The following is an 11,297-nucleotide window of genomic DNA, read 5'->3' as shown; positions in this document are numbered from 1 at the left end:
CCGCGTGCGGCGCAGCGACGGATGCTCGCGCCGCAGCCGCGCGACCGCCGCCACGAACTCGACGAGCGGGGTGTCGACGTGCTCCCAGTCGATCCAGGTGACGGGGGAGTCCTGCGCGTAGCCGTTGTTGTTGCCGCCCTGCGTGCGGCCGAGCTCGTCGCCGTGCAGCAGCATCGGCACGCCCTGGCCGAGGAGCAGCGTGGCGAGGAAGTTGCGCTGCTGCCGCGCCCGCAGCTCGAGCACGGCCGGGTCGTCGGTCTCACCCTCGACCCCGCAGTTCCAGGAGCGGTTGTCGTCCGCGCCGTCGCGGTTGCCCTCGCCGTTCGCCTCGTTGTGCTTGCCGTCGTAGGAGAGGAGGTCGCGCAGCGTGAACCCGTCGTGGGCGGTGACGAAGTTCACGCTCGCCACGGGCCGCCGGCCGGAGTTCTCGTAGAGGTCCGCGGATCCGGTCATCCGCGTCGCGAACTCGCCGAGCGCCTGCGACTCGCCTCGCCAGAAGTCCCGGACGGTGTCGCGGAAGCGGCCGTTCCACTCCGTCCACTGCGGCGGGAAGTTGCCGACCTGGTAGCCGCCCGGGCCCACGTCCCACGGTTCGGCGATCAGCTTCACCTGGCTGACGACCGGATCCTGCTGCACGAGCTCGAAGAACGTGGAGAGCCGGTCGACGGCGTAGAACTCCCGCGCGAGCGCGGCGGCGAGGTCGAACCGGAACCCGTCGACGTGCATGTCCAGCACCCAGTAGCGCAGCGAGTCCATCAGCAGCTGCAGGGCGTGCGGCTGCCGCACGTTCAGGGTGTTGCCCGTGCCGGTGTAGTCCTCGTAGAAGCGCGGATCGTCCTCCTGCAGCTTGTAGTAGGCGGCGTTGTCGATGCCGCGCATCGAGAGCGTGGGGCCGAGGTGGTTGCCCTCCGCGGTGTGGTTGTAGACGACATCGAGGATCACCTCGATGCCCGCGGCGTGGAACCGCTTCACCATCGCCTTGAACTCCTGCACCTGCTCGCCGAGCTGCCCGGCGGCGGCGTACTCGTTGTGCGGCGCGAAGAAGCCGATGGTGTTGTAGCCCCAGTAGTTGCGCAGGCCCTGCTCCGTGAGGTGGCTGTCCTGCACGAACTGGTGCACCGGCATCAGCTCGATCGCGGTGATCCCCAGCTTCTGCAGGTGCTCGAGCACGGCCGGATGCGCGAGCCCCGCGTACGTGCCGCGCTGGGCCGCCGGCACGTCGGGATGCAGCCGCGTCATGCCCTTCACGTGCGCCTCGTAGACGATCGTGTCGCGGTACGGCGTGCCGGGCCGCGCGTCGCCGGTCCAGTCGAAGAACGGATTGACGACGACGCCGTGCATCACGTGCGCGGCCGAGTCCGCGTCGTTGCGGCTGTCGGGCGACCCGAAGTCGTAGCCGAAGACCGCCTGGACCCAGTCGTAGGCCCCCCACGTCGACTTCGCGTAGGGGTCGAGCAGCAGCTTGTTCGGGTTGCAGCGCAACCCGTTCGCGGGATCCCAGGGCCCGTGCACCCGGTAGCCGTAGCGGGTGCCGGGCTGCACGCCGGGGAGGTAGCAGTGCCAGACGAACGCGTCGACGTCGACCATCAGTACCCGCGTCTCGGTGCCGTCCTCGTCGAAGAGGCAGAGCTCCACCGCCTCCGCGACCCCTGAGTAGAGCGCGAAGTTCGTGCCGCTGCCGTCGAACGTCGCGCCGAGCGGATACGCGGACCCCGGCCAGACCTCCATCGCGTGCCTCCCCGACGCCGTCCTGCGCCCTCGCCGTCATTCTCACCGACCGGATCCGCGGAACGCCGGGAGCGTCTCCAGCCGGGGGAGGACCGGTTGCTACCGTCGCGTTGATGCGCCGTCGCCGTCGTCTGCTCCCCCTGGCGTTCGTGGCCGTCGCCGTCGCAGCGCTCGCCGGCTGCGCACCGACGCCCGCACCCGCGCCCACCTCGACGACGCGCTCGGCGAGCCCGACGACGGGGACCGTGCAGGTGCAGCGCCCCGGCAGATCCGTCACGGTGCTCGACAGCCCGGATGCGGTGACCCGCGCCCTCGGCGCGAGCCGCACGCTCTTCGCCGCGTCGCCCGGGGCCGTCGTGACCCGGGCGGGCAGCGCCGCCGGGGTGCGGGCCGCCGCCGCGGCCGCGGGCCGGCTCCGCGTGCCGCTGCTGCTCGTGCCGTCCGACGCCGGCACCTCGCTGGACGCGGTGCGCGGCGAGCTCGCCCGCCTCTCCGCCACCTGGGTCGCCCCCGTCGGCCGTGTGCCGGCGATTCCCGGGGTGCATCGGGTCGATCCCGCGACGCAGGCGCCCCCCGCGCACGCCGGCGCCGCATCCCCGGCGATCGCGGTCGTCGACGACGAGGCCGCGGATGCCGCTGGCGTCGCGACCGCGCGGGCGGCCGGCGCCGACGTCGTGCCGGTGACCACCTGCGACCTCACCCGGTCCCCGGCGGCGGTCTCGGCCCTCGCCGATCACGCTGACGCGCCGGCCGTGCTCCTCGGCGCGGGCTTCGCCACCGCGCCCTCGGCGGCATGGACGGTCGCCGCCGCCCGGACGGGCTTCCAGCTGCCCGGCGGCGGCCAGCGGCCCCTGCCCGGGCACCGCTTCGTCGCGCTCTACGGCGTGCCCGGGGTACCGACCCTCGGGGCGCTCGGCGACCAGGGACCCGCCGCCTCCATCCGCCGGGTGAAGGCGCTGGCGAAGCAGTACGAGCCCCTCTCGGACGAGCCGGTCGTGCCGACGCTCGAGATCATCGCCACGGTCGCCGCCGGCGCGCCCGGACCCGACCGGGACTACTCGAACGAGTCCGACCCCGCGTCACTGAAGCCGTGGGTGGACGCGGCCCTGCAGGCCGGCGTCGAGGTCGTGCTCGACCTGCAGTCCGGCCGGTCCGACTTCCTCGCCCAGGCGAAGCAGTACGCGAGCCTGCTCGCGCAGCCGAACGTGGGCCTCGCCCTCGACCCCGAGTGGCGGCTCGGGCCGCACCAGGTGCCGCTGGAGCAGATCGGCCGGGTGTCGGCCGCCGAGGTGAACGGGACCTCCGCGTGGCTCGCGGACCTCGTGACCGCCCGCCACCTGCCGCCGAAGCCGTTCGTGCTGCACGAGTTCCGGCTGACGATGCTGCAGGACCGGGTGAAGATCCTCGATCGGCCGCAGCTGACGACGTTCATCCACGTCGACGGGCAGGGCGGTCAGCCCGACAAGCAGGCGACCTGGCGCGCGGTGCGGAACGGTGCGCCCTCGTTCGTCGGATGGGGCTGGAAGAACTTCCTGCACAAGGACCACCCGATGCTCACGCCGGCGCAGACGATGCACGACGTGCACCCGGCGCCCGACCTGATCACCTACCAGTAGGCGCCGGTTCCGCCGGAGTGAGCTTGCGCCGCATCGTGGCGGTGTCCTCGTGCCAGACCGCGGCGTCGAGCCGCACCACGACGACGGTGTCGCGGATGCGCGCCGTCCGCATGTGCACGCCGTCGCGCCTCGCCAGTCGCCGGAGCTCGAGGCGCACGCGCGTCGCGTCGTCCTCCGACTCGATGCGGCGCACGCACTGCTCGTCGCGCACCGCCACCGCGAGCATCGCCTCGGCCTCCGCACGGGCATCCATGCGCCGATTCTGCATCCGCGCGAGGCCGGGTGCGCTCCGAGCCCGGTCGGCGCCGCCTGTGCATCCGCCGCCCCGCGCGGCGCGGGTCAGCGAAGGTGGGTCGGGGTGATGACGAGCTCGTCGATGCGCACGTGCGCGGGGGAGTCGAGCGCGAAGAGCACGGCCCGGGCCACGTCGTCGGGCGAGAGCATGCCCTCCCGGTTCGCCGCATCCGGCACCTCTGGCCGCATCGAGAGGAACTCGGTGTCCACGTCGCCCGGGCAGAGGTGGGTCGCGCGCACGCCGTTCGGCCACTCGGCCACGTTGAGGTCGCGGCAGAGCGCACCGACGGCCGTCTTGCTCGCCGCGTAGGCGATACCGGCGCCGGGCTTGAAGGCCCAGCCCGCCACCGACGAGATCGCGACGACGGTGCCGCGCGCACGGCGGAGATCCGCGATCGAGGCCTGCACGACCGCGGCCACCGCGGTGAGGTTCGTGGCGACGATCGATCGGAAGTCGTCGATCCGCTGGTTCTCCCACGTGCGGCGCGGTGTGTTCAGGCCGGCGGAGAGCACGAGGTCGTCCACCCCGCCCCACGCGTCCGCGATCCGGGCGTGCGCGGCGTCGATCGCCGCGACGTCGGTGACGTCGAGCGGCACGACGAGGGCCTCCCCTCCCGCGGCCCGCACGTCCTCCGCGACCGACTCCAGCGCATCCGGCCGCCGCCCGCTGAGCGCGACCCGCCGGCCGCCGTCGGCCGCCGCCACCGCGGCGGCGCGACCCATGCCGGATCCCGCACCCGTCACCCAGACGACGCGACCCGCGCCCGACTGCTCACTCACGTGCACCTCCCGCTCACCGGACTCCGAACCGCCTGAAGTATCGTGCCGAACGGCTGAGAAGGAGGGGCGATGCAGCTCGATCTGTCCGGCAAGGTGGTGCTCGTCACGGGCGCCGCACGCGGCATCGGCGCCGCGATCGCCGACGCGTTCCGCGCGGAGGGCTGTACCGTGGTGCGCCTCGACCTCGCGAGCGACGGCTTCCCCGCCGATCCCGACGTCGACCTCGTCTGCGACGTGCGCGACAGCGAGGCCACGCGCGCGCTCGCGGCGGACGTCGAGCGCCGGTTCGGCCGGATCGACGTGCTCGTCAACAACGCCGGGATCCTCGCCGAGGGCCTCCTCGAGTCGATGGGCGACGACGCCTGGGACCGCAGCTTCGACGTGAACGTCGGCGGCGTGTTCCGGATGTGCAAGGCCGTCATCCCCGCGATGCAGCGGCAGCGCTCCGGCCGGATCATCAACGCGGCCTCGTTCGCCGCGATCGTGCCGTCGGTCGGCAGCGGCGCGTACGCCGCGAGCAAGGCCGCGGTCGTGCAGCTCACCCGGGTGCTCGCGAGCGAGCTGGGGCCCTACGGCATCACCGTGAACGCGTACGCCCCCGGCATGGTGCCGACGGCGATGAACGGGTTCGCGGAGATGCCCCAGGCCGCGCAGGACCGCCTGCTCGACACGCTGTCACTCCGCCGCTGGGAGACGCCGCAGGACGTCGCGCAGCTGCTCGTCTTCCTCGCGAGCGACGCGGCGGCGTACCTGACGGGTGCGCTGCTCGACATCTCCGGGGGCAAGCTCGCCACCCAGATGCCGCAGCGGGCATACGAGCTCGCAGCCGAGGCGCCGACGGCGTGACGTCGGTCGTTGACGAGCGGATGCGGTCCGACCGCATCCGCCGCAGGGCCGTCCGACGCGCGGTCGCCTCCTGGACCCGGTTCGTCCTCATGGTCGTCGTGACGGTCGTGCTGCTCGGCCCCGTGCTCCCGATGTTCTGGCGGGCCCTCGTGCCCGGCCGCGGATCGGTGCTGGATGCGCTCGCCGGCGCCTTCGCCGACGGCCCGACCCTGCAGTGGCTCGGCAACAGCGCCCTCGTCTCGGTCGCGGCCGTGGTCGTGACCGTCCTCGTCGCGGCACCCGCCGGCTACGTGCTGTCCCGCGTGCGCGGCCGGTCGGTGGGCGGCTTCGCGATCGTGCTGTTCGCGCTCCAGGCGATGCCGGTGCTGATCTTCATCGTGCCGCTGTTCATCCTGTTCGCGCAGGTGGGGCTCACCGACAGCCTGTCCGGCATCACGATCATCTACGTCGGGATCGCCGTCGCGGTCGCGACCTGGACGATGGCGAGCGCGATCGACGCCCTGCCCGTGCAGCTCGAGGAGGCGGCCTGGCTCGACGGCTGCTCGGTGCTGGGCGGCTTCCTCCGCGTCGTCCTGCCGAACGCGCTGCCCGGGGTGCTCGGGTCGGCCGTCTTCACGTTCCTGCTCGTCTGGAACGACTACCTGATCGCCGACGTGTTCCTGCACACCGACACCGAGTTCACGATCGGCATCGGCCTCGCCGCCGTCCGGGCGCCGATCCTCAGCCTCGTCGCGCTGATCCCGCCGCTCGTCGTGTTCGCGGTGCTGCACCGCTGGTTCACCTTCGGCGGCGTGGGCGGCTCCCTCGCCGGGCGCTGACCCTCAGCCGAGGCGGATGCGCGCGGTGGGCCCGCTCGTATCAGCGGCGTGCGACGCCGCGCGGACGACGACCTCGATCGCCGGCAGCACGAGGCGCTCGCCGTCCCACCGCTGCAGCGGCCGGAGCGACGCGGTGAGGTCGACGGGCACCGCCTCACCGGAAGCGACCGCGACGCTCGCGAAGCCGAGCAGCACGCGCGCGGGGACGTCCTCGCCCGCGTCCTGCGGCTCGCCGTAGAGCTGCACGACGTGCCGGCCGTCGCGGTCGCCGGTGTTCCGGACGACGACGCGCGCCGGCAGCGTCTCGCCCTCGGGCTCGCCGACCTCGAGCCCCTCGAGCGCGAAGGACGTGTAGGAGAGGCCGAAGCCGAGCGGATACGCCGCCGGGCGCCCGAGCCGGTCGAGCAGCCGCTGCCCGAACCACCGGTCGTAGACCGCGCTCGTCGCATCCGGGTCGAACGCGGGCAGGTCGGCCTCGGTCGCCGGCACGGAGAAGGGCAGCCGCCCCGCCGGATCGACCGCGCCGGAGAGCACGTCCGCGAGCGCCGCGCCGCCCTCGCTGCCGGCGTACCAGCCGAGCAGCACCGAGGGGACCTCGCTCCGCCACTCGTCGATCAGCACGGCGCCGGCAGCCACGATCACGACGACCGTGCGCGGGTTCGCCGCCGCGACGGCGCGGATCAGCGCGACGTCGGCGTCGTGCAGGCGCAGGCTGCGGCGGTCGCCGCCGGCGCTCCCGCCGACGATGCTGCCGGCCGACGGCTGCTGCGAGCTCAGGAACTGCTCCGCCCAGGCGTCGCCGTTCGTCGGCGGGTAGGTGGCGACGAGCTCGGGGGCGAGGAACGCGCCCGCCTCGATGTACTCGCCCTCGTCCTCCGCGGTGTAGCCGACGACCACGACCGCCGCATCCGTGTGGGCCGCGATCCGTGCGGCGCCGTCCGGCGTCTCGCCGGCGTCGAGCACGCGGATGCCGTCGAGCCCGCCGGCCAGGCCGTCGAGGCCGCCGGCCAGGCCGTCGAGCGGCGTCAGGACCTCGGGGGAGCGCACGTCCGACGATCCGTTGTCGCCGGTGTTCGCGCGCTTGGCGAGCGCACCGGCCACCGCGACGGTGCGCACGACGGCCGGGTCGAGCGGCAGCACCCGCGCGCCGGCGACGGGCTCGTTCTGCAGCAGCACCATCGCGCGGGCGGCGGCCTCGCGGGCGAGCGCACGGTGGCCGGCGGAGAATACGATCCCGGCATCCGGCTCGCCGGGGACACGACGGGCGGCGAAGCGCAGCTGCACCGCGAGGATCCGCGTGGCCGCCGCGTCGACGGCCGCCCAGAGGGACGGATCCGCCTCGAGCGCGGCGGGCAGGTGCTCGGCGCGCTGCTCGGCGAACGGCTCCTCCACATCCAGGCCCGCCTCGAGCGACGCGACGGCGTCCCGGAGGCCCCAGATGAAGTCCGAGACCGCGATGCCCTCGAAGCCCCAGTCGCCGCGGAGGATCTCGGTGATCAGGTGCCGGTTCTGGCCGGCCCACTCGCCGTTGACGGAGTTGTAGGCGGTCATCACCGCATCCGCGCCCGCCTCGACGACGGCGCGGAAGTGCGGCAGGAACGCCTCGCGCAGGGTGCCCTCGTCGATCGTCACGTCGACGGTGAAGCGCGCGTTCTCCATCGAGTTCAGCGCGTAGTGCTTGACGGTCGTCATGGCGTTCGGGGCGACGCCGCGGTGCAGCGCGGAGCCGAAGGTGCCGAGGAGCAGCGGATCCTCGCCGTAGGTCTCCTGGATCCGGCCCCAGGCGGGGTGCCGGGGCAGGTTGATGCAGATGCCGCCGAAGAAGTTGCCGCCCTGGGCGCGCAGCTCGAGGCCGATCGCGTGGCCGATCCGCTCCTCGAGCTCGGGGTCCCACGTGGCGCCGCGCGCCATGGCGACGGGGAACGCGGTGGAGCGGCCGAGGACCACGCCGCGGGGACCGTCGCCGAAGCGGAGGCCGGGGATGCCGAGCCGGGCGACGGCACCGTGCACGTAGGGCGTGTGGTTGTAGCCCTCCTCGATCATCCGGCGGAAGCCGGCCCAGAAGGGCTCGTCGCCGTCGAGCAGCCCGAGCTTCTCGGCGTCCGTCAGCTGCGCGAGCAGGGCGGCGGCCTCATCGGCGGCGGATGCGCCTCGCCGAACACGATCCGCGGCGGCGTCGAAGGCGGTGATCTCGTCGACCGTGTTGTCGGACATGGGACTCCCGGAGGTGCGGCTACCCGGCGACGACCCTGCCGCCGGCGCTCCGAGGCTACCGGCAGTCCGTCCTATTCGTTGCGGTTCAGCACAAACCTTGCGTGGTCAGAACGCGCCGCCCCATCCGCCCGCCATCGCGTTCGCGGCGACGCCGATCGCCAGCAGTCGCGCGGCGTCGTCGTTCTCGGGCGTCGCCATGTCGTCGGTGACGAGGGCGCCGTTGGTCTGGTCGAACAGGGGCGCGGCGAGCGGCATCGGCGCCACGGCGACGGCCGCCGGCGCCGTCCGGGGGGCGGTGCGGAGCACCCCGGCACGCCAGGCGAGGTCCGCAGGCATGCCGCGAAGGGTCCGCATCAGGACGGAGAGCGCGAGGCGCCACTGCGGCTGCCCCGCGCGGGCGGCCGCGTCTGCCTGCTCCCAGAGGTCCGAGACGAGCTCGGCCCGCCGGTCCTCGGCGATGCGGCGGGGCAGGCCGATGGTGATGCGCAGGGTCCAGCCGAGCGCCGCCTGGCGGGCGAACCGGTGTGCGACGGAGCGAAGCGGCGCGGTCATGCGGCACCGCCGGCTGCGGGCCGGAAGGTGGCGGCGACCCGTTCGCCGCTCCGCACGGCCGACAGGGCGGCCGCGCCGGCCGGCGTCACCGCGTACAGGCGGCGACGCGGCCGGCCGGCCTCGGCGGCGATCGCCGAGTCCTCCCAGACGGCCTCGAGCAGGCCGGCGTCGAGCATCCGGGACAGCGCCTTGTAGAGGGTGCCGTGCCCGACGAGGCGCCGCGAGTCGGCGCTCAGCCGTTCGGCGAGGCCGAACCCGTGGAAGCGCTCGCCCTCATCGGTCAGCCCCGCGCCGACCTCCAGGATGTCGACCTCGAGGGGGAGCAGGGTCCCCGGCGCCCTCCGTGGCATGCCCGAAGAATAGGAAGGTACCTTCCTGTTGTCAAGATCCCCTGGTCATCGTGCTCGTTCGAGGATCTCCCGGTGCAGGTCGAGCAGGGGCTCCGTGCGCTCGGCGGGGCCGCGGCCGAAGCCGCACTCCGTGGCGACGCCGAAGGCCGGCAGGGCGGTCGAGGCGGCGTCGATGCGGCGCAGCGCGCCCTCGACGCCGTCCTCGTGGTGCACGAGCCCGAGCGTGAGCGCGGTGCCCTCCGGCACCTGGATGCCCGCCAGCGGCGCGAAGTATGCGGCGTCGTCGCGCTCGATCGGCACGGGCAGGTGGATCCAGTCGATCGGGCGCGGGGCGGCCGCGAGCACCCCCCGGATCACCGAGGCGAGGGTGCCGGCGTCCTTCGGCTGCACGAAGTGCGACTCCTCGACGTCGCCGTAGCAGAGGTGGAAACCGACGGCCACGCCCTCCGGCACGACCGCCGCCTGGCGCACCGCCCGCTCGATCACGCCGCCCAGCACGTCGTCGAACCACGGCGCGAGGCGCACCCCGGCGATCTCCACCTGCTCGAGGAAGCCGAACTCGACGGCGGTGTCCCACTGGATCGCGAGGCGGTCGTGGGGGATCGCGGCGAGGATGCGCTCGACCTCGCCGAAGAGCGCGCGCTCGTAGACGGGCTCGACCGCGGCGCGGTCCTGCTCCGCGATGAAGACACCGACGACCGCGGCCGGGGTCGGCAGCGAGACCTGGAACCGCACGCCCGCCGGCACGCGGCCCACGTCCTGCAGGGCGGCGAAGGTCGCGAACGAGGCGATCGCCGCATCCGCGTAGCCGAGGTCGGGGAACCGCAGGTCGGCCGCGGCCACCGATCCGTCGAGGGCGAACGGCCGCTGGTCGAACTGCCCGCGGATGAGGTAGGGGGTGTCGCCGACCCGGACGAGGCCGGGCGTCCGCTCCAGCCGGAAGGTCTGGAACTGCAGCCAGTAGTAGCGCTCGCCGACCTCGCCGTCCGGGATCCGGGCGACGTGGTCGCCGAGGTGCTCGGCGACGGTGCTGATCACGGCCTCGGCGGTGGGGAGGTTGACGCTGCCGACGAGGTGGGCGCCGGTGACGACGGCCCGACGTTCTGCGGTGAGGGACATGGGAGCTCCTTGCAACGGGGGAGCCGCGGCGGACGCGGCTCAACGGGATGAACCGCAGGCGTGTCCCGGGATGGAGCGATCCGGGACGCGAGGCTTCGCATCGCGCTGCACCAGCACGATCCCACCGCCCCTCCGACCGCGGCAATGCCCGCTGCAACAGACCGTCATATCCGCCCGCGCCGCCCCGCGTGTGCTGTCCGCACGGACAACTGTCGGCGCTGCAGCAGCAGCAGTTGTCCGTGCGGACAGCAAGCGGCAGGAGGGCGCAGTCACGTCCTCCTTCGGTAAACAGCAGTTGCCACTTTCTGCGACCTTGAGTCGCTCAAGGTCGCAGAAAGTGGCAACAGCCGGATCGGGGGATGTGAGAGGGGGTCAGCGGGCCAGGCGGCTCACCTTCACGTACTGGAACATCGAGGTGAAGTCGCCGGGGCCGCCGAGCGAGATCAGGCCGATCCGCGCGGTCGACCCGAGCGCCGCCGTCCAGGTGATGCCCTTGTCCCAGTGGTGCCCGTCGAGGCTGGTGTACGCGGTGTACGCCTCCTGCCCCGACACCGTGTGCTTCACGATCCGCAGGTAGGTCCAGTCGCCGACCGGGCCGACCACTCCGTTGCCGTAGGAGGGCTGACCGGGCGCGGCGGTGCTGATGTGCTTGCCGAACTCCGTCTGCCGGGTGTTCCAGATCGAGTTCGAGGTGAGGCGCACGTAGTCGCCGTCGCTCCTGTACACGATGAGCCCGCCCTGCACGTAGTTGTGCACGTCGTTCAGCCCGGTGTTCACGGACACCTTCGTCTCGACGACGTAGTCGCCCTTCGGTGCCGGCTCGGTCAGGACGGATGCCTGCGAGTTGTCCGGCGGCTGCAGGTCGGCGTTCTGCACCTTCCAGGAGAACGCGCCGCCGCTCACCGAGTAGGTGCTCGGATCCGGCTGCCGCACCCACGACCAGCGGCTCGACAGCGACGATCCGTTGAACGTGTCGGACA

At 73.3% G+C, this 11,297-nt stretch carries 11 protein-coding genes; 3 read left to right on the top strand and 8 right to left on the bottom strand.

Annotation, left to right across the window (positions count from 1 at the left end):
• The coding region (gene glgX / locus VIG76_RS06750; protein ID WP_331952407.1) for a glycogen debranching protein GlgX at positions 1–1,728 on the bottom strand (1,728 nt) is incomplete at its 3' end.
• Between the two features lie 113 nt (positions 1,729–1,841).
• Between glgX and VIG76_RS06745 the strand changes: the two genes are divergently transcribed.
• Positions 1,842–3,344 carry a hypothetical protein gene (locus VIG76_RS06745; protein WP_331952405.1) on the top strand — a complete coding sequence of 501 codons (1,503 nt, stop codon included), beginning with the start codon at positions 1,842–1,844 and terminating at the stop codon, positions 3,342–3,344.
• Here VIG76_RS06745 and VIG76_RS06740 read toward each other — a convergent pair.
• Positions 3,331–3,597 (bottom strand): hypothetical protein, encoded by a 267-nt coding sequence (locus VIG76_RS06740; RefSeq protein ID WP_331952403.1) that lies wholly within the window; start codon positions 3,595–3,597, stop codon positions 3,331–3,333. The genes VIG76_RS06745 and VIG76_RS06740 overlap by 14 nt on opposite strands.
• A gap of 86 nt (positions 3,598–3,683) precedes the next feature.
• A complete protein-coding gene (locus VIG76_RS06735; RefSeq protein ID WP_331952401.1) occupies positions 3,684–4,418 on the bottom strand; it encodes an SDR family oxidoreductase in 735 nt (244 codons plus the stop codon).
• Positions 4,419–4,487: 69 nt separating this feature from the next.
• On the opposite strand from VIG76_RS06735, the gene VIG76_RS06730 reads away from it, so the two are divergent.
• Both VIG76_RS06730 and VIG76_RS06725 read left to right on the top strand, forming a co-directional pair.
• Positions 4,488–5,264 carry an SDR family NAD(P)-dependent oxidoreductase gene (locus VIG76_RS06730; protein ID WP_331952399.1) on the top strand — a complete coding sequence of 259 codons (777 nt, stop codon included), beginning with the start codon at positions 4,488–4,490 and terminating at the stop codon, positions 5,262–5,264.
• On the top strand, positions 5,261–6,082 hold the full coding sequence (locus tag VIG76_RS06725; protein WP_331952397.1) for a carbohydrate ABC transporter permease: 822 nt from the start codon (positions 5,261–5,263) through the stop codon (positions 6,080–6,082). The genes VIG76_RS06730 and VIG76_RS06725 overlap by 4 nt, the downstream gene beginning before the upstream one ends.
• A 3-nt stretch (positions 6,083–6,085) precedes the next feature.
• Here VIG76_RS06725 and VIG76_RS06720 read toward each other — a convergent pair whose 3' ends face one another.
• From VIG76_RS06720 to VIG76_RS06700, 5 genes are all read right to left on the bottom strand, one after another.
• Complete coding sequence (locus VIG76_RS06720; protein WP_331952395.1) at positions 6,086–8,296, bottom strand: beta-glucosidase family protein; 2,211 nt, start codon at positions 8,294–8,296, stop codon at positions 6,086–6,088.
• Between the two features lie 105 nt (positions 8,297–8,401).
• Positions 8,402–8,848 (bottom strand): hypothetical protein, encoded by a 447-nt coding sequence (locus VIG76_RS06715; RefSeq protein WP_331952393.1) that lies wholly within the window; start codon positions 8,846–8,848, stop codon positions 8,402–8,404.
• A complete protein-coding gene (locus tag VIG76_RS06710) occupies positions 8,845–9,198 on the bottom strand; it encodes a PadR family transcriptional regulator (protein ID WP_331952391.1) in 354 nt (117 codons plus the stop codon). The genes VIG76_RS06715 and VIG76_RS06710 overlap by 4 nt, the downstream gene beginning before the upstream one ends.
• Before the next feature lie 45 nt (positions 9,199–9,243).
• The gene (locus VIG76_RS06705; RefSeq protein ID WP_331952389.1) at positions 9,244–10,317 is read right to left on the bottom strand and encodes a hypothetical protein; all 1,074 of its coding nucleotides are present in this window, start codon (positions 10,315–10,317) and stop codon (positions 9,244–9,246) included.
• Positions 10,318–10,689: 372 nt separating this feature from the next.
• A partial coding sequence (locus VIG76_RS06700; RefSeq protein ID WP_473964778.1) for a beta-xylosidase family glycoside hydrolase occupies positions 10,690–11,297 on the bottom strand: 608 nt, incomplete at its 5' end.

Origin of the sequence: Amnibacterium sp., assembly GCF_036559085.1 — a bacterium.
Classification (GTDB): Bacteria; Actinomycetota; Actinomycetes; order Actinomycetales; family Microbacteriaceae; genus Amnibacterium.
The sequence above is the reverse complement of the archived record's forward strand: the minus strand, read 5'-3'. Positions and strand labels throughout refer to the sequence as shown.